Annotated in this window: 15 protein-coding genes; 10 read left to right on the top strand and 5 right to left on the bottom strand. The window is 67.6% G+C overall.

The annotated features are described in order from the left end of the window. Positions 1-27: 27 nt before the first annotated feature. Complete coding sequence (locus DVH23_RS05415) at positions 28-261, top strand: hypothetical protein (protein WP_157972339.1); 234 nt, start codon at positions 28-30, stop codon at positions 259-261. A gap of 22 nt (positions 262-283) precedes the next feature. Here the strand turns inward: DVH23_RS05415 and DVH23_RS25135 are convergent, their stop codons facing one another. The 3 genes from DVH23_RS25135 to DVH23_RS05400 all read right to left on the bottom strand — a co-directional run bounded on the left by DVH23_RS25135 (position 284) and on the right by DVH23_RS05400 (position 4,694). After that, complete coding sequence (locus DVH23_RS25135) at positions 284-1,363, bottom strand: oligopeptide/dipeptide ABC transporter ATP-binding protein (RefSeq protein WP_114576422.1); 1,080 nt, start codon at positions 1,361-1,363, stop codon at positions 284-286. After that, complete coding sequence (locus tag DVH23_RS25130; RefSeq protein ID WP_114576421.1) at positions 1,350-2,432, bottom strand: ABC transporter ATP-binding protein; 1,083 nt, start codon at positions 2,430-2,432, stop codon at positions 1,350-1,352. Before DVH23_RS25130 ends, DVH23_RS25135 begins: the two co-directional genes overlap by 14 nt. Before the next feature lie 261 nt (positions 2,433-2,693). After that, entirely contained in the window at positions 2,694-4,694 is a 2,001-nt protein-coding gene (locus DVH23_RS05400) for an ABC transporter substrate-binding protein (RefSeq protein ID WP_157972338.1), read from the bottom strand. A 177-nt stretch (positions 4,695-4,871) separates the two neighbouring features. Between DVH23_RS05400 and DVH23_RS05395 the strand changes: the two genes are divergently transcribed. Both DVH23_RS05395 and DVH23_RS05390 read left to right on the top strand, forming a co-directional pair. Continuing rightward, positions 4,872-5,723 carry a sugar phosphate isomerase/epimerase gene (locus tag DVH23_RS05395; protein ID WP_114576419.1) on the top strand — a complete coding sequence of 284 codons (852 nt, stop codon included), beginning with the start codon at positions 4,872-4,874 and terminating at the stop codon, positions 5,721-5,723. A gap of 44 nt (positions 5,724-5,767) precedes the next feature. Then, positions 5,768-6,802, top strand: a complete 1,035-nt coding sequence (locus DVH23_RS05390) for a Gfo/Idh/MocA family protein (RefSeq protein WP_114576418.1) — start codon at positions 5,768-5,770, stop codon at positions 6,800-6,802. Here DVH23_RS05390 and DVH23_RS05385 read toward each other — a convergent pair. Next, entirely contained in the window at positions 6,799-7,692 is an 894-nt protein-coding gene (locus DVH23_RS05385) for a Gfo/Idh/MocA family oxidoreductase (RefSeq protein ID WP_114576417.1), read from the bottom strand. The two genes, DVH23_RS05390 and DVH23_RS05385, sit on opposite strands and share 4 nt — an antisense overlap. 541 nt (positions 7,693-8,233) lie before the next feature. Between DVH23_RS05385 and DVH23_RS05380 the strand changes: the two genes are divergently transcribed. After that, the gene (locus DVH23_RS05380; protein WP_114576416.1) at positions 8,234-9,691 is read left to right on the top strand and encodes an amidase; all 1,458 of its coding nucleotides are present in this window, start codon (positions 8,234-8,236) and stop codon (positions 9,689-9,691) included. Between the two features lie 24 nt (positions 9,692-9,715). On the opposite strand, the gene DVH23_RS05375 is transcribed toward DVH23_RS05380, so the two are convergent. Then, positions 9,716-11,161 (bottom strand): hypothetical protein, encoded by a 1,446-nt coding sequence (locus tag DVH23_RS05375; RefSeq protein ID WP_114576415.1) that lies wholly within the window; start codon positions 11,159-11,161, stop codon positions 9,716-9,718. A 93-nt stretch (positions 11,162-11,254) separates the two neighbouring features. Between DVH23_RS05375 and DVH23_RS05370 the strand changes: the two genes are divergently transcribed. From DVH23_RS05370 to DVH23_RS05345, 6 genes are all read left to right on the top strand, one after another. Continuing rightward, positions 11,255-12,700 (top strand): amidase, encoded by a 1,446-nt coding sequence (locus DVH23_RS05370; RefSeq protein ID WP_114576414.1) that lies wholly within the window; start codon positions 11,255-11,257, stop codon positions 12,698-12,700. An 80-nt stretch (positions 12,701-12,780) separates the two neighbouring features. Beyond that, the gene (locus DVH23_RS05365; RefSeq protein WP_114576413.1) at positions 12,781-14,133 is read left to right on the top strand and encodes a hypothetical protein; all 1,353 of its coding nucleotides are present in this window, start codon (positions 12,781-12,783) and stop codon (positions 14,131-14,133) included. 65 nt (positions 14,134-14,198) lie between these two features. Then, entirely contained in the window at positions 14,199-15,419 is a 1,221-nt protein-coding gene (locus DVH23_RS05360) for a PLP-dependent aminotransferase family protein (protein ID WP_114576412.1), read from the top strand. A 39-nt stretch (positions 15,420-15,458) separates the two neighbouring features. Beyond that, the gene (locus DVH23_RS05355) at positions 15,459-16,445 is read left to right on the top strand and encodes a Gfo/Idh/MocA family protein (RefSeq protein ID WP_114576411.1); all 987 of its coding nucleotides are present in this window, start codon (positions 15,459-15,461) and stop codon (positions 16,443-16,445) included. Next, positions 16,442-17,431, top strand: a complete 990-nt coding sequence (locus DVH23_RS05350; protein ID WP_114576410.1) for a Gfo/Idh/MocA family protein — start codon at positions 16,442-16,444, stop codon at positions 17,429-17,431. Before DVH23_RS05355 ends, DVH23_RS05350 begins: the two co-directional genes overlap by 4 nt. 118 nt (positions 17,432-17,549) lie before the next feature. Continuing rightward, a complete protein-coding gene (locus tag DVH23_RS05345; RefSeq protein ID WP_114576409.1) occupies positions 17,550-18,824 on the top strand; it encodes a DegT/DnrJ/EryC1/StrS aminotransferase family protein in 1,275 nt (424 codons plus the stop codon). Positions 18,825-18,847: the final 23 nt, after the last annotated feature.

The following is an 18,847-nucleotide window of genomic DNA, read 5'->3' as shown; positions in this document are numbered from 1 at the left end:
ATGGTGTCTGCGATGGGTCACTACACGATGGGTCAATCGTTCGGACGGGAGTTGGGCGAGCAAATCTGTACACACAAGACCCAGATGATGTTCGGCATCTCGCTTGCACTCGTCCTGATCGTGCTCTCGATTGTTTCGCTCACCGTCGTCGAACCGGACGGTCCGACGTTCGTCATCGTCGTGGTGAACATCGTTTCGCTCCTCGCGGTCCTCGTCTGTTTCTCGGTCGCCGTCGTCGTCTGTACGAGACGGAGCTACTAGACTGGCGGGTCGTGGGAGCCGCTCACTCCGGCAGCGGTTCGCTGTTCCAGTAGGCGTGGTCGCTCTCCGAACGAAAGCAGGCGACCTCGGATCGACCGTTCCCGTCGGCAGGTAACAACCGTGGGACCTCCTCGGTACACGCCTCCCGGGCTTTCGGACACCGGGTGTGGAACCGACAGCCACTGGGTGGGTTCTTCGGGTCCGGAATGTCGATCTTGCGCATCGGCGGCTCGGTCGCCGCCTCCCGTGCCGCATCGGGATCCATGACCGGCGTCGCCCACCGGAGGATCTTGGTGTAGGGATGTCTCGGGTTCCGGATTATCTCCTCGGCTGCGCCGATCTCGACGAGTTTCCCGAGGTACATGATCCCGATCCGGCCGCCGACCTTCTCGGCGAAGTAGTAGGCGTTCGCGAGGTCGTGGGAGATGAACAGATACGACGTGTTGAACTCCCGCTGGAGGTCGTGCATGAGATCCATCATCTCGATCCGCAGGGAGACGTCGAGCGCGCTCACCGCCTCGTCGGCGAGGATCACGTCGGGGTTCATCAGGAGGGCACGACCCAGCGCGACCCGTTGTTGCTCGCCGCCGGAAAGCTGGTGTGGATAGCGCGAGGCGTACGACGACGCCGGTTTCATCCCGACGTACTCGAGGAGCCTGTGGATCCGGTCCTCCCGCTCGTCGACGCCCATGTCCGGGTACCACCGCTTCAGGGGCACCGAAAGGCTGTTGAGGATCGTTCGATTGGGGTTGAGCGAACTCCCCGGGTCTTGGTGGATGATCTGGAGCGATCGCCGAATGTCGGTAAACGGAACCGTCACGTCGCCGTTGCCGTCCTTCGCGTCCCAGACGTCCTGGCCGCGGTACTTCACCGAGCCACCGGTCGGTCGCTGGAGACCCACGGCGGTCTTTCCGAGCGTGGTCTTTCCACAGCCGCTTTCTCCGACCAGCACGATCACCTCGTTCTCGTGGATGTCGAGGGAAACGCCGTCGACCGCTCTGACGACGTCCTTCTCCCGACGAAGGGTCTGTATCAGCGACTTGTTCGTGAACTGTACCTCGACGTCCTCGAGCGTGACGACCGGATCCTTATCGACGCTCATCGAACGTCACCTCCTGTTCGCGATCGCTCAGCGTGTACGTGATCTCCTCTCGGGCATCCTCCCAGTAGAAGCAGGCGGCTTCGTGGCCGTCCGAGACGCGTTCGAAGCCCGGATCCGTCGATCGACACTGTTCGTCCGCGAGCGGACAGCGGACGTGGTACGAACAGCCGGAGGGAACGTCGACGGGATCGGGACTGTCGCCCTCGATCGGCTCCATCTCCTCAAGGGCCGACGAGAGGTTCGGCACGGCCTTCAACAGGGCCCGGGTGTAGGGGTGGGCGGCGTCCTTCAGGATGTCGTAACACGGTCCGACCTCGATGAACTCGAAGGCGTACATCACGGCCAAGCGGTCGGCGAGATCCGCGACCAGCGGGAGGTCGTGGGTGATGAAGATCATCGTGATCCCGTACTCCTCGTGGAGGGTCGCCAGCAGGCTCGTGATCGACCGTTGCATCAGGAGGTCGAGGGCAGCGGTCGGCTCGTCCATCACGAGGACGTTCGGCTTGAGCAAGAGGCTGAGCGCGATCAGCGCCCGCTGTTGCATCCCCCCCGAGAGCTCGTGTGGATAGGAGTCGAGGACGCGGTCAGGGTCGAGATAGAGATCCGCCAGAAGCTGGCGACCGTGGTCCATTCCATCGGCGACGTTGTAGTCGTGGGCGCGAAGGGTCTCCTCGAAGTGGCCGCCAATCGACATCGTCGGGTTGAACGAGTCCATCGCGCCCTGGAACACCATCGAGATCTCCTCCCAGCGGAACTCCTTGAGTTCCTCGTCGTCGAGGTCCAGGACGCTGAACGAGTCGCCGTCCGGCGGGTGATAGATCACGTCGCCGGTCAGGACGCCCGGGTCGACGACGGCGTCCATGAGCGCGGAGGCGAACATCGACTTGCCGCTCCCGCTCTCGCCGACGATCCCGAGGATCTCCTCGCGGTGGATATCCATCGTGACGTCGTCCATCACCTTCGACCGGCCACGATCCATGTCGAACGTCACCGACGCGTTTCGGACTTCGATCAGCGTCTCGGTGCCTCCAGCGTCGAGCGATAGCGACGTCTCGTTGCGAGCAGTCATGGATAGTCACCCGAACGTGAAGAATCGACTTTACGGTACCGTTCGCACTGGCGCGTAGCGAGAGTTCGGCTGCCTCCCCATACCATGACCGAATGACCGTCCCATTCTCATATAAGCCTTTGTGTACCCCCACGCCCAACCCCGGATCACCGCGTCGACGGCGTCGCGACTGTTCGAGGGGTTCCGGAGGCTTTCGTCGCGCATCGCGAGGAAAAAGAGAAGAAACGCCGGCGTCGAACCGTCTCGGAGTACCTGCTCTCGTCAGGGGTAGCCGACGGTCCCGTTCTTGATCAGGGGGTACAGCGCGTTGTTGGTCTCGAGGCGCCACTCCTCGTCGACGGACCAGTCGAAGTCACGCGTGTTCGCCCACCGGCCCGACTGGCGGTAGAGGAGGTCGATCTCCGGCATGTGGAAGTTCCACATCCAGCACAGCTTCTTGATCTGTTCGTTGGTCCACTCGACGTCGTCGGTGACCATGATCTCCCGGACCGTCTCGGCTAAGTTGATCTCCTCGGTCTCGCCCGAGAGGTCCCGCTGGCCGATCTCCGTCGGGATCTCCCAGACGAGGGGTTTCCCGTTGTACGGCGAGTGAGTCCGCCCCTCCTCGAGCCAGCCGTCGATCGCGTCGTCGGCGGGACCCTCACCGCCGAGGGCCGTCTGCGAGACGAGACGGAGCCCGAAGGGGTGGTTGTACCGGAAGAAGCCCACCGGGTGCTGGTAGTCTGCGGCGTAGTGGCTGTAGAGCGTGAGCCCCCAGTCCATGGTCTGGTTCCTGCGCTCGGTCACCTGAGTCTCCTGTTGACCCTCGAAGACGATCGGGAAACCGTACTCCTGGAGCTGTCCGTGGGCGGTCTGTCCGGGGACGTTGAAGAAGTAATCGGTGCCGATCGGCATCGAGATCGGCTCGAGCTCTTCCCCGTCCGGGTTGTAGACAGTGCCGTCCTCGCGGCTGTAGCCGCCCGCCTCGAGGAACTCGTCGGCGAGTTCGTGGTCCGTGGACTGTGGCGCGTAGTCGATGAAGTTCTCGAGATCGTCGCCGATGTACGTCTCGTTCCACTGCTGTTCGATCCCGGTGTGGACGTCGATCGGGAGGCCGGTTTCGAAGTTGGTGACGACCTCCTGGGTGTTGATGACCGCAGCCATGGCCCGTCGCACGGCGAGGTCCTGTAACGCCTCGGTGTGGTTCCAGTTCATGATCATCGAGTACATGAACTTCGAGGCGTACTTCGCCAGGTCCTGGTAGTGGTCGGGCAACACCTCCCTGTACTTCTGTTCCATCGCGACGGAGGCGAAGTCGACCTCCTGGTTCGAGATCAGTTCGTCCTGGGCGGCACCCTCGGCGACGAGTTCCTCGTACTGTTCGATCTGGACGTCCTCGGACCAGCGGTGGCCGTCCGCGGGCTCGAACGTGACGCCCTGGGTCGACCAGTCGACGAGCTGGAACGATCCCGTTCCGAGCCCCTCGTTCATGTACTGGTCGATGCCGATCTGCATCTCGAGGATCTCCGTCGAGGCCGCGTCGCGTTCCTCGTCCGAGGTCGCGTCCTGGAGCGCCTCCATGTGGGGCCGCCAGATGTCGGCGTTGAGCGGGCCGATGTTCCCGTCGGTTCCGCCGAGGTCGGTCGTCTCGATGAGCGCCGGGTTCTTGGGTTGTTTGTACGTGTACTCGATCGTGAGGTCGTCGGCCATCTCGATGCTCTCGTACTGGCTCCCGTCGGGAGACATCAGCCGGTTCATCTCGTCCCAGGTGTAGAGATCCTCGGCCGTGTACTGGTCCCCGTTCCAGAAGACGAGGTCGTCACGGAGCGTCTTCGTCAGGACCAGGTTGTCCGAGTCCCAGTTCCACTCGTCGATCGCGAGGGTTTCGACGTCCCCGTTGTTGTAGACGATTGTCTGGCGATCGTTGGCGAAGTCGGACATCCGGGAGGGGAACTGCTCCCCGAGAGGGTTCCAGTTGTACTCCTCGGGGAGCGTGCTTCCCGCGATCCGGGTCAGCGTCCGGTTTCCACCGTCGGATCCCTCCCCGTTGCCGTTACCACCGTTTCCGCCGTTGCCGTCGTCGCCGCCGTTGCCGTTGCCATTGCCGTTTCCGCTGTCGTTTCCGTTGCCATTGCCGTTCTCGTTTCCGTTGCCGTTACCACTGTCGTCATTCCCACCGAGACATCCCGCGAGAGTCGCTGCACTACCGATCCCCATCGCCTGGAGCCACCGCCGGCGGGAGAAATCCTTCGCTCGAGTTCGACGCCTGTCTCTGCCTGACATACACCGTTCCATTGGTCGTACGGTATATAAAAATATTGTGTGACGTCCGACAAAACCTCGGCCATCGGAGCGATCCGTCGACGATCGTCGGATCGAATCCGCCGCGAACGTCGAACCGAACGAGAACGGTCGGCGTCACGCGAACCTTTATTCGCCGGCCCCCGGTTATTCGAGCCGATGCACACCGCCCTCTTTACGAAGACGTTCGACAACCGATCGCTTGAGGACGCCATCGCCACGGCCGCCGAAATCGGGTACGACGGCGTCGAGATCATGGCCCGCGAGCCACACTTCCCCGCGGACGTCTCCCTCGAGCGCGTCGAGGGGCTCCGGGAGCTACTCGACGACCACGACATGGGACTGCCCTGTCTGGCCACCTACACCGGCAGCTACGCCCGAAAAGACGACGCCGAGTGCGACGCCGAACTCGAGACCTTCGAGGCGTTCCTCGAGCGCGCGGAGATCCTCGACGTCAATCTGTTGCGCCACGGCGCCGGCCGCCCCTCGATTCGGGAGGCCACCGAGGAAGACCTCGAGCGGGCGGCGACCTGGCTCCGACGAGCCGCGGACGTCGCGGCTGAGTACGACAAGACCGTCGGCCTCGAGATCCACTCCCATCGGCTGACCGAGACGACGGAGGCGACCATGGATCTGATCGAGCGGATCGACCGGGCGAACGTCGGCGTCATCCACGACGCGGGCAACATGTTCATCGCTGACGACCCATACGGGGCCGAGAGCCTCGAGGCGATCGGCGACCGCCTGGCTCACGTCCACGTCAAGGACCTCTCGCGGACCGACGACCCCGATCAGGCGGACGCCTTCGCCCTCGAGACCGGCCGGGGCGAGGAGGTCTTCCGCCGGGAGTTCCTGGGCGAGGGCGACGTCGATCACGCTCCCTTGGTCGAGGCCCTCGCAGAGCGGGGATACGACGGCTCCGTGACCGACGAGTCGACGGTCCGGCGGGTCGACCGCGAGACCGTCGCCCGGCGGGAGCTCGAGGCGATGGAACGGCTGATCGCGGATTGAAGCGACCGCCACGTTTATTCCGGGGTTCGGACAACTACGGGCCGATGAGCGCCTACACGATCGGAATCGTCGGGACCGGCCCGGATCCCGACCGATCGGACCATGAGGGGTACTCGATGGGGTATCGCCACGCGGAGGCCTACGAGGCCGTCGAGGGCTGTCGGCTCGTCGCCTGTGCGGATGTCGTCGCCGACCACGCCCGCGACTTCGGCGAGGCGTTCGGGCTCGACGAGGGGGTCTTCACGGACGTCGGCGAGATGCTCGCGACCGCCGAACCGGACGTCGTCAGCGTCTGTACGCCGCCCGCGACCCACGCCGACCTCGTCGCGCAGTGTGCCGGCCACGACGCCGTCCGGGCGGTCCACTGCGAGAAACCGATGGCTCCGACCTACGGCGAGAGCCACCGGATGGTCGAGGTCTGTGGCCGCGAGGGCGTCCAGTTCACCGTCAACCTCCAGAACCGATGTGCCGGCGCCACCCGGGAGATCAAAGAGCGGGTTGCCGAGGGGGTGATCGGGGACCTGCGCCGGATCGAACTCGCGCGCCGGGACCTCCTCCAGACGGGGATCCACCACGTCGACGTCGCGAACTGCGTCGCGGGCGACCCCGGCGTCGAGTGGATCATGGGCCAGATCGACTATCCCGAGGAGCACGTCTGGTACACCGACATGCACACCGAGGCCCAGGCCCTCGGCATGTGGCGCTACGAGTCGGGCGTCCACGCGCTGTGCTCGACGGGCGGCGGGGCGGAGGCGGTCGGCGACCGGACGAACCGCTTCCTGGGAACCGACGGCGAGATCGAGTTCCGGCTGGGCGAGGAGTACCGGATCCGGACCGACGGCGCGTGGGAGACGGTCGCCGTCGACGCCAGGCCCGCCCAGGAGGCGACGATGGCCGCCGTCGTCGCCGGCCTCGGCGGCGAGGAGCCGCCGATCACCGGCGAGCGCGGGCTCGCGGCCACGGAAATCGTCTTCGGCATCTGGAAGTCCGCGCGCCGCCGGGGCCGCGTCGAACCGCCCCTCGAGATCGAGGACAATCCACTCGAGGCGATGGTCGAGGCCGGAGAACTGCCACCCTAGTACAGGGGCTCGTAGCCCTCGGCGAACGCGGCACCATCGCGGTCGACCGCGGCGAGTTCCGAACTCCCCGGCTCGACGACGACCCCGTTTTCGAGGGCGGCCTGGACGCCGAGCAGGAGCGTCGCGGCGTCGAACAGCCAGTCGGCGTCGGCGCGCTCGCCGCGGGCGGTCGCGAGGAACGCGTCGATGAAGGGATCGTACATGCGCTCGAGTTCGGTCTCGTCGCCGTTGATTCGTGCGGTTCGGATCGTCTCGCCGACGTCGAGGAAGCCGAAGGCCGAGGGGTTCGTCGGGCCGGCAAAGCGCAGGGTCGCCGTCGAGCCGTCGGCGAACGATATCGCGGTCGCCGAGCCGTGGGTCGTCGGCTCGATGGCGGTCCAGTCGGCGCCACAGACCCGGCGGGCGGTGTCGGTGAGGTGGACCCCGTAGTAGAACGGGCCGTTGTAGCCGGCCGCGAACAGATCGTGGCTGCCGCCGTCGTCGCGCATCCCGTCGATCGAGGGATGATGGGGGACGGCGGAGCCCCCACAGATCGGCGTTCCGGTCCGTTCGGCCGTCGCTCGCAGTTCCTCGACGTCGCCGAGGCGCCCCGCGATCGGTTTGTCGATACACGTCGGAACCCCCGCCTCGAGGAAGCCCTCGGCGATCGGGCGGTGGCGGTCCCAGTCGGCCGTGAGCACCATCGCGGCGTCGACCTCCCCGACCATCGCCTCCGGACGGTCGTAGCGGGCGGCACCGTACTCCTCGCGAAACGCCGAGACGTACGACTCCTCGCGGACCTCCCCGTCGTCCCAGACGCCGGCGACGGCCGCGTCGGGCCGGTCATCGATCGCCGCCGCGAACTTCTCGGCGTGGCTCGTGTCGAGTCCGAGGATCCCGACGTCGATCATCCACTGACCCCTCCCGACGAACTAGCACGGCACATCTATCCGTTCGTCCGTACCGACCGGCTTAGTCTTAACTGTTGGCATCCCAACGAATGGGTTTCGCCAGGGCAAACGGGCTCGAGCGGGTCGACGCGGGAACGACCGCGTGATCCCCGGAACGCCCGTTCGACGGCCGTGGTACCGTCCCACACCCACACACTGTTTTGGACTGTGAAACGATTTTCACCGGTCGCGGTCCGCCGGGACCGACGGCGGAACCGGTCGGCGACCGATCGTCCGCCGCCGGTCGGGCCATCGAGCCGACCGCCCCGGTCCGGGCGAGGAGGGCCCCGATCCGCGCCGGATCCGGACTCCTCCGGCGCTGCCGGCCAATAATACCAGTATTATCGCATTGAATGACCGACCGATCCTCCAGGGATTACGACCGTACGACCGTAATCCTCTTTCTCGGGGTTGGTTCACACAGGTCGTTTTGTCCATCAAAACACTCGGTTCTCCGGGGTCACCAGTACGCTTTTGCCCGCGCGCGCTCTCCGGCGGGACGATGACAACGGAGCTGCGACCCCGCTCGGCCGCGGACCTCGCGGATCTGGTCCGTGCCGGCGAACTCGCCCCGACGGCGGTCGTCGATGCCCACCTCGAGCGGATCCGGTCGCGAAACGACGAGCTGACGGCGTTCATCACCGTGGCGGGCGACCACGCCCGCGAGCGGGCCCGCGAGATCGAGTCCACCGTCGAGGCCGGCGAGTCCGTCGGCCCGCTGGCGGGCGTCCCGATCGCGCTCAAAGACCTCACGGGCTTCCGGGAGGGGATCCGCCACACCTTCGGCTGTCGGGCGTTCTCAGACAACGTCGCGACCCATACGGCGGGATTCGTCGAGCGACTCGAGGAGGCGGGCGCGATCGTCGTCGGCAAGACCAATACCCCGGAGTTCGGCCACAAGCCGGTGACCGACAACCTCCTCGTGGGCCCCGCTTCGAACCCGTTCGATCCCACACGGAACGCGGGCGGGTCCTCGGGAGGTAGCGCCGCGGCGGTCGCCGACGGAATGGTCCCGATCGGCCAGGGCGGCGACGCGGCGGGCTCGGTCCGCATCCCGGCGGCGTTTTGTGGCGTCTACGGGATCAAGCCCTCCTTCGGCCGGATCCCCGGCGCCGCCCGGCCCGACGCCTTCCGCCACCACTCGCCGTTCGTCGACAAGGGCGTCCTGACTCGCTCGGTGGGCGACGCCGCCCTCGCCCTGTCGGTGATGGCCGGTCCCGATCCTCGGGACCCGTTCTCGCTCCCCGACGACGGGGTCGACTATCTCGCCGCGCCCGAGCACCCGATCGACGGCTGGTCGATCGCTTACAGCCCCGATCTCGGAACCTTCCCCGTCGAGGAGGCGGTCCGCGAGGAGATCGAGGACGCCCTCTCGGCGTTCGAGGCGGCGGGCGCGACCGTCGAACCCGTCGAAATCGATCTCGGTGCTCCCCTCGAGACCCTGCGCGACCGGACCCGGTACGGGCTGATGCAGGCCTTCAGCGCGAAGATCGCCGACTCGATCGAGCGGGGCCGTGGCGTGGACTTCCTCGGCGACGACGCCGAGGACGTTCCCCGGGAGTTCCGCGAGCGGATCCGGGCGGGTCGAAACCTGTCGCCGGTCGATCTCGGCCGGATGGACGAGGTTCGGACGGGGATCTACGACGGCGTTCAGTCCGTGTTCGCGGAGTACGACCTGCTCGTGACGCCGACCGTCTCGGTTCCCCCCGTTCGAAACGACTCGCTGGATTCGGTCAGCGTCGACGGCGAGGCGGTCGATTCCCGCGCCGACTGGCTGCTCACCTGGCCGTTCAACATGACGGGCCACCCCACGGCCTCCGTTCCCGCTGGATCGGTCGACGGCCTTCCCGTCGGAATGCAGGTCGTCGGCCCCCGTTTCGGCGACGGCGCCGTACTCGCCGCGAGCGCGGCCATAGAGCGCGAACGGCCGTGGGAAGGGACCTACGACCGCCTTCCCTGACTCCCCGCTCGCGAACCGAGTCCCCTAATCGTACATCGAATCGACCGCCCACTCCGAAAGCGGCGTGAATCGCGAGGGAGCGAGGTCGAAGTCCCGGCCGAACGGTGCATCGACGACGCTCCCGAACGACATCCGGCCGTCGGCGACGTCGAGGGCAACGAACCCCTCCTCGTGGCGCCGGTAGAGGTCGCCGTGGGCGTCTCGCAGGGTCTCCTGGAGGTCCTCGGGGAGGAAGGAAAGTCCCCGGTAGTAGTGGTGGCCGTTTCGCTCGATGTGACCCATTCCCAAGGCCCCCATGACCGCGAGGTCCTGGAGGAGTTCGACCGGCCCGATCGTCGTGAGGTCCTCGCCGCTCATGACGTACTCTCCTCTCTCCTCCCGTCGGCGCTTCTCGATCAGACAGGCGTTGACGACGCCCTTGAAGACGCCCTTGCAGTTCTTGTGGCTCGTGCCCGCGTAGCCACAGTCGAGCGCGCGCCCCGCGCTCGTCAGGCGGTCGTCGGACTCGTCGATGATGATCGGCGGCCGCCCCTCCCAGTCGGTGAGCACTGCCTTCGTCGCGTCGGTCAGCGCCTCCTCGCGCGGCAGGGGCTGTTCGACGTAGGCGACGCTCTCCATCACGGGTGCGAGTTCGGGATCGTTCGCGTGGCGCTCCCACTGCTCCTCAAACGTCTCGACGCCGTCGTACCCCTCGTTGGCGTCGACCGTACAGAACCAGGACTCGAGCCGGCTTTCCTCCAGTATCTCGCCGATCCGCGCCAGCCGTTCGGCGTCCCGGTCGGGGTCGGCCGAGAGCTTGATCTTGAGGTGATCGACGCCGTCCTCGGCGATGTACGCCGAAAGCGACTGGGGGAGGCCGTCGTCGAGACGGTCGTCGGGTGCGATCTCCTCCTCGCGAAGCGGGTCGCCCAGTCCGACGGTATGGCGGACCGCGGCCTCCCGCGTCGGCTCGTCGGGCAGGTACTCGGCGACGTCCTCGCTAGCGAGTTCGTCGTAGATCCGGCCGGGTTCGACGCCGAGGGCGTCCGATCGGAGCCCCTCGGCGAACGTGATCCCCTCGTGGCGACAGACCGCGTCGATGATCGCCTGTTCGACCATCGAGACGCCGTAGTTCCACAGCAGGGGCGGCTGTGCTCTCCCCTCGGCCCACTCGGCCTGGCGCTCGTAGAGGGCGTACCAGCAGTCGAAGGCCGTCGGCTCGGGATCGAGTTCGCGGGCGTGTTCGCAGGCCGCTTCGAAGACCTCGATCAGCAACTCGTTTTGCTCGGGCAGCGAGCGGTCGGGGTCCTTGAGGAACCACAGCGGCGCGATCCCGACCATCGAGATCCCCTCCGCGCGCTCGCCGTCGATCTCGAGTTCGATCTCGAGGAAGTGGTGGGCGCCCTCGCTCGCGACGACGTTCCCGAAGTGAAACGGCATCCGCTTCTCGTTGTTCCGGACGTACTGGTCGGTTCGCGTGACCTCGATCATGTACGATCCGACCCGCGCCGTCCGTATAAGTGTACGTGTCGATCCGGGCGATCCACCGAAAGCGAGAGGTCGGTCGGTCTCCTCGGTCCCTGCATGGCACACGCCTTCAGCTCGGCGACCGACCTCGCAGACGGGATCCGCTCGAGGAAGCTCTCGCCGGTCGACGTCGTCGAGGACCACCTAGAGCGGATCGCGGGAGACGACCATAACGCGTTCGTGACCGTCGATCGCGAGGGCGCTAGGGAGCGCGCTCGCGAGGCCGAGCGGGCTCTCGAGAACGGTGAGTCCTGGGGGCCGCTCCACGGCGTCCCGGTCGCGATCAAGGACCTCTACGACGTCGCGGGGCTGGCGACGACCCAGGGCAGCCCCCTCTTTGCGAGGGACGTCGCCGAATCCGACTCGCTCGTCGTCGCCCGGCTGAAGGAAGCGGGTGCGATCGTCGTCGGGAAAACCAACGTCCCCCAGTTCGGCCGCTCGGGCGCGACCCACAACGACCTCGTCGGCGCGACCGCGACCCCGTTCGACCGCGAGCGCACGGCCGGGGGCTCCTCGGGAGGCTCCGCGGCCGCGGTCGCCGACTTCCAGGTCCCGATCGCCCAGGGATCGGACGCGGGTGGCTCGATCCGTATTCCGGCGGCGTTCTGCGGGATATATGGCCTCAAACCCTCCTACGGCCGGATCCCGATGGTCAAGCGCCCCGACGGCTTCTCTCATTTCACCCCGATGTGCGACGTCGGCCCCCTCTCCCGGACCGTCGCCGACGCGGCGCTCTTCCTCGACGCGACGGCCGGCCCCCACCCGGAGGATCCGACCTGTCTACCCCTGCCACGCGGGAGCTACCGCGAGGCTTGCGAGGAGCCGATCGACGACTGCCGGATCGCCTACAGCCCCGATCTGGGAACCTTTCCCGTGAGCGAGGCGGTCCGTCCGGTCGTCGATCGGGCGGTTTCGGACCTCGCCGCTGCCACCGACGCGACGATCGACCGGATCGACGTCGATCTCGGCACGAGCCACGGCGAGATCATAGAGACGATGTACGGCACCTGGTCGCTCGCGGGCCACGCCGTCGCCAACGAGCGGCTGGCCGACGAGCGCGGCCTCGACCTCTACGCCGATCATCGCGAGCACCTCACCGAGTACGACGTCGAGACGATCGAGGCCGGGCGCGACCTCCCTGCCGTCGACTACGTCCGGGCGAACGAGTGCAGGACGGCGGTCTTCGACGGCCTCCAGTCGGTATTTGGGAAATACGACGCCCTGCTGTCGGCGACCGTCTCGGTCCCGCCGTTCGGGAAGTGGGCCGATACTCCTGGACAGATCGACGGCGAGAACTGCCACCGGAACGGCTGGCACCTGACGCTTCCCTACAACTTCACGGGCCACCCCGCGGCCTCCGCGCCCGCCGGAACGACCGACGACGGTCTCCCGGTCGGCCTCCAGATCGCGGGGCCGCGCTTCGGCGACGATACCGTCCTCGCCGTCAGCGCGGCCCTCGAACGGGCTCGGCCCTGGCTCGAGGACCTCCCTGGCGCGCCCTGATTCGGGAGTGCATCGGGACGATCGACCTCGCGGACCGCCGCGACCGGACCGTTTTTGTCCCTGCGCGGGGAGGTGGCGCCATGACCGACGTCGAAGACAGCGAGTGGCGCGTGGGGACGGCGACCCGGACGATCACCCCCGAGGAACCGATGCGGATGGCGGGCTACGGCGCCCGCGAGGAGCCGGCCGAGGGGACCTTGGAGGAGCTCCACGCCCGCGCGGTTGCGCTCGAGGACGGACGGGGAACCCGCTTCGTCGCCGTCGGGGTCGAGGTGCTCGCGATCTCGCGGCCGCTCCACGCCGAGGTCACCGAGGCCTGCGAGGACCGGTACGACCTCCCACCCACTCACCTCCTCCTGAACGCCTCTCACACCCACTGCGGGCCGGTCTACCGCCGGCGAAAGACCGAGGTGTTCTCTCTCGACGAGGAGGAGCGAGCCCAGGCCGAAGAGTACCGCGAGTTCCTGATCGAGCACCTGATCGGCGTTGTCGGCGAGGCCCTCGACGACCGCGAGCCGGCGACCCTCGAGTACAGCCACGCCAGATGCGGGATGGCGATGAACCGCCGGATCCCCTTGGAGGAGGGGATCGGCTTCCAGCCCTACCCCGACGGGCCGGTCGATCACGACGTGCCGGTGCTGGTCGCCGAGAGCGTCGAGGGGGGCGAAAGCGAGAACGACGATGGAAACGGGGACGGCGACGTCCGGGCGATCCTCTTCGGCTACGCCTGCCACCCGACCTCGCTCTTTCGCCGGGAGTGGAGCGGCGACTGGGCGGGGTACGCGATGGACGAACTCGAAGAGGAGTATCCGGAATCGACCGCGGTCTTCGTTCAGGGAGCGGGCGGCGACCAGAAGGCCTACCCACAGCGCGAGCTCGAACTCACCAAACACTACGGGGAATCCCTCGCGACCGCAGTCAGGGGCGCGCTCGTCTCCAAACGCCGGACGGTCAACGGACCGGTTCGGTGTGTCAAGGAGGAAGTCGATCTCGAGTTCGAGCGCCCGCCGAGTCGCGAGGAACTCGAGTCCCGGGTCGCCGATGACGACCTCGACCGGTACGTCCGCCGGCACGCCGAGCACCTGCTTGGCGACCTCGACGCGAACGGCGAGCTTCCCCGAACCCATCCCTACCCGATCCAGGCGATCGGGTTCGGCGGCGACCTGACGATGGTCGCGCTGACCGGCGAGGTGCTCGTAGGCTACTCGCTGGAACTCAAAGAGCGCCTGCCGGGACCGCTGTGGGTCGCAGGCTACTCGAACAACTACATGACGTACATCCCGACCGTCGACGACCTCTACGCCGGGGGCTACGAGGCCGACCGGTTCGTCCACCTCACCGAGCTCCCCGCGAAGTTCGACCACAGCGTCGAGGACCGGGTGCTCTCGACGGCGACCGCGCTCGCCCGGCGGGTCGGACCGCCGGGGGAGTAGGGTGCGGTCACCGGGGCCGGTCCAGCGCCGGGTGATTTAAGCGCCGACCGGCCCATCATCCGCCAATGGCGGAGGACCCGCCCGGAACGATCGACCGTCTCCGTACCGACGCCGTCCGCGAGTCGCCCGCCTCGCCCTACGACGCCTGGCGCGAGGTCTCTACTACCCAGCCCGAGGCGGTCCAACTCGGCGTCGGCTTCCCCTTTACCGACGCGTTTCCGGCCGAGGAGCTCGCGGCGGCAACCGACGAGGTCCTCCGCGAGGAGCCCGAGGCCCTCCAGTACGGTGGAAGCGAGACCGCCGACTCGCTCCCGGGAGCGGTCGCCGACCACGTCGGCCGGCGCGGACTCCGGATCGAGCCCGACGAGGTGATCGTCACCGGCGGCGCGAGCCGGACGATCGACGCCATCGCGGACGTCTTCCTCGAGCCCGGCCGACTCGTTTTCACCGAGGAGGCGACGTTCCCGAGCGCGGTGACGTATTTCCGCGACCACGGCGCCGCGGTCGCCGGCTGTGCGCTCGACCGCGACGGCCTCGACGTCGCGGCCCTCGCCGAGGAACTCGCGCGGCGCGAACGCACGGGAAAGGTTCTCCCGACGCTGCTCTATACGATCCCGACGTTCCAGAACCCGACGGGGACGACCCTTCCAAGAGAGCGCCGCGAGGCGCTGCTCGACCTCGCCACAGAGTACGACTTCGCGATCCTCGAGGACGACGCCTACGGCGCCCTGCGCTACGACGGCGAGGACGTTCCCCCGCTGGCGGCGATGGACCGCGAGCGGCCGGGTCCCGACCGGGTGATCCACGTCGGAACCGCCGCGAAGACGATCGCGCCGGGGGTACGGATCGGCTGGGTGATCGCGCCCGAGGCAGTGAGCGAGGAGATCGAGCGGAGACACGCGGGCGCGGCCAACAGCTTCGCCCGGAGCGCCGTCGCGCGATACCTGGCCGAGGAGCCCCTCGAGGAGAGCGTCGCCGACCTGCGCGAGAGCTACCGCTCGCGCCGGGACCACATGCTCTCTCGGCTCGCCCGCGAGATGCCCTCTCACACCGACTGGACCGAGCCCGACGGCGGCTTCTTCGTCTGGGTGACCCTCCTCGAGGGGACCGATAGCGAGGCGATGCTCCCCCAGGCCGCGGCGGAGGGCGTGATCTACATGCCCGGATCCGCGTTCTATCCGAACGAGGGCGGCGAGAACCGGCTCCGGCTCTCGTTCAGTACGGGCACCCCCGCGGAGATCGAGGGCGCGGTCGCGGCTCTGGCCCGCACTATCCGGAGCGCGTGAGGACAACGCTTATCGCACCGCCCGCCGTCGGCCCGGACGATGCTACGGATCGGACTTCTGGGCCGAGGCTTCATGGCGACGGTCCACGCGCTTCGCTACGCCGAGATGGAGGACGTCGAGGTCGTCGGAGTCGCCTCGCCGAGCGAGCCGACGGAGTTCGCCGCCGACTACGCAAAAGGCGCGACCGTCCACGACGACGCCCTCGCGATGTACGACGCCGAGGACCTCGACGCGGTAGACGTCTGTACGCCGACGCACACCCACCGCGATCTGGTGGTCCCCGCGGCAGAGCGCGGGATCGACGTCCTCTGTGAGAAGCCACTCGAGCGGACGATCGAGGATGCAACGGAGATGGTCGAGGCGGCGGACGAGGCCGGGGTCACCCTCATGCCCGGTCACGCCCTCCGATTTTTCCCCGAGTACGCGACGGCCCGCGACCGAGTACGGGAAGGCGACGTCGGCGAGCCCGGCAACGCCCGGACGCTCCGGCAGTCGCCCTACGAGGACCGGCCCGACTGGTTCGCCGACGACGAGAAGAGCGGCGGCGCGCTCCTCGATCTCGCGATCCACGACGTCGACTTCCTCCGGTGGACGCTCGGGCCGGTCGAGCGCGTTTTCGCCCGCCGCAAGCGGTGGGACGGGAACGAGTACGCCCTCGCCACCCTCCGATTCGAGAGCGGCGCCGTCGGCCACGTCGACGCCCGCTGGCCCAACCGTTCGGACCTCCCGTTCAAAACCGCCTTCGAGATCGCCGGCCCCGAAGGGCTCCTCGAGTTCGACAGCGAGGACGTCGCGCCGATCGAGGTCCGTTCGACGACCGAGAGCGAGCCCTCCCGGGATCCGATCGAGGAGCCACTCGAGAAGGATCCCTACCGGCTCGAACTCGAGGCGTTCGTCGCTTCGGTGCGAGGCGGGGAGCCCCCGATCACCGCCGACGAGGGGCTGGCCTCGCTCGCGGTCGCGCTCGCGGCCGTCGAGTCCGCAGAGCGCGGGGAGCCGGTCGCGCCCGCGGAGGTGGGCGCATGACCCTCCGAATGGGGCTGCTCTCGACGGCCCACGTCCACACTGGCGGGTTCGCCTCTCGACTTTCCGCGAGCGACGAGGTGGAGTTCGTCGGGGTGACCGACGACGACGAGAAACGAGGGCGAGAGACTGGCGCCGAGCACGGCGTCGACTTTTTCGAACCCGACGCGCTCCTCGAGCGCATCGACGCGGCGATCGTCGCCTCGACGAACGTGACCCACCGCCGGTGGGTCGAGCCGGCGGCCGCGGCCGGCGTGGACGTCCTCTGTGAGAAGCCCCTGGCGACGACGATGGCCGACGCCCGCGCGATCGTCGCAGCCTGCGAGGAGGCCGGCGTCCGCCTCGGACTCGCGATGCCGCTGGCCCACAGCGTCCCGGCGCGACGGGCACGGGAAGCGTATGAGAGGGGAGAGATCGGCGAGCTCCAGGCGGCGGTCGGCACCAACCGGGCATGGTTTCGCGACCGCCATCTGACGGGGTGGTCCGCCGACGCCGAGCACGCAGGCGGCGGCGCGGCGATGGACCACACGGTCCACATCGTGAACCTGCTGCGGCGGATCACCGGCGAGGAAGTCACGGAGGTCCACGCCGAGTTCGGCACGATGCACGAGGGAATCGACGTCGAAGATATCAACGTGCTCTCGATGGAGCTCTCGGGGGGCGGGATCTTCACCCTCGACGGCTCCTGGGACCGACCCGACGACTGGGACTACTGGGGCGACGCGGCGCTGACCCTCGTGGGGACGGAGGGAGAGATCGCGGTGGACGTTTTCGACCAGACGATCAAACGGACCCGCGCTGGTGAGGGAATCGACGGCGTCTACTGGGGCTCGATCCCCGACGACGCCCTGCTCGCCGACTTCGTCGCGGCCTGCGAGGAGGGCCGGCCGCCGCTGGTCGGTGCCGAAGACGGTCTTCGGGAGACCGCGGTCGTGCTCGCGGCCTACGAGTCCGACGAGCGCGGCGGGCCGGTCGCGGTCGACTACTGAACCCCGAGCGACCGCGCGGCGGCATCGACTTCGTCGGCCGAACCGGTAACTGGTGGGGCCCACCGGTACCTATATCCGGTTCGAGAGCGGTTGTCGAGGCAGATCAGCGAACCCAGACATGACCGATACGCTCGCGATTCACGACGGACCGTCGGCGGTCACCGCGGCCGACGACGGGATATTCGAGTGGCCGATCATCACCGAGGCCGACGAGGAGGCGGCCCTCTCCGTGCTCCGGGAGGGACGGATGTCGGACACCGACATCACCAAACGATTCGAGGCCGAGTACGCAGACTGGCAGGGCACCGAGTACGCGCTGGGCTACAACAACGGGACCGCCTCGCTGCAGGGCGCGATGTACGGCGTCGGCGTCGGCGTCGGCGACGAGGTCGTCGGTCCCACGATCTCTTACTGGGCAGCCATGCTTCCCTGTCTGGAACTGGGCGCGACGCCGGTCTTCGCCGACGTCGATCCCGAGACGCTCTGTGTCGATCCCGAGAGCGTCGCCGAGCGAGTCACGGAAAACACCGCGGCGATCGTGGTCGTCCACAACTACGGCCACCCCGCCGACATGGACGCGATCATGGAGATCTCCCGCGACCACGATATTCCCGTGATCGAGGACGTCTCTCATGCCCACGGCGGCCAGTATAACGGAGAGGCCCTGGGAACGATCGGCGACGTCGGCGCGATGTCGATGATGGCCCGGAAATCGTTCGCCATCGGCGAGGCGGGGATGCTCGTCACCGACGACCACTCGATATACGAGCGCGCGGTCGCCTACAGCCACTACTCCAGACACTCCGAGGTTCTGGAGAGCGAGGACCTGGCCAAATACGCGGGGCTTCCCTTCGGCGGGAAGAAACACCGAATGCACCAGATCAGTGCCGCCGTCGGTCGCGTTCAGTTAGAGTACTACGACGAACGGATGGCCGAGATACAGAAGGCGATGCATCGCTTCTGGGACCGACTCGAGGACGTCCCCGGACTCAGACCCCACCGGATCGAGAGCGAGGGGAGCACGATGGGCGGCTGGTACGCCCCGAAGGGGATCTACGTCCCCGAGGAACTCGACGGATTGCCGGTCGAACGGTTCGCCGAGGCCGTCGTCGCCGAGGGCTCGCAGTGTCGGAAGGGCTGTAACTCGGCGCTCCACGAACACCCGCTGCTCGACGACGCCGACGTCTACGGCCACGGCACCCCGACCCGGATCGCCAACGCCGCCCGCGACGTCCGCGAGACGGACACCGACCTCCCCGCGGCCGAGGGGATCCAGGAGCGGTGTTTCGCCGTTCCCTGGTTCAAACGGTATCGCCCCGACGTGATCGACCAGCACGCCGCGGCGTTTCGCAAAGTCGCCGAGAACCACGAGGCGCTCCTCGAGACGGCCTGATCGGCGCTGGTGCTCGTCGTGGT

The organism is Saliphagus sp. LR7, assembly GCF_003344565.1.
Taxonomy (GTDB): Archaea; Halobacteriota; Halobacteria; order Halobacteriales; family Natrialbaceae; genus Saliphagus; species Saliphagus infecundisoli.
This window is presented reverse-complemented; position numbering and strand designations above follow the sequence as displayed.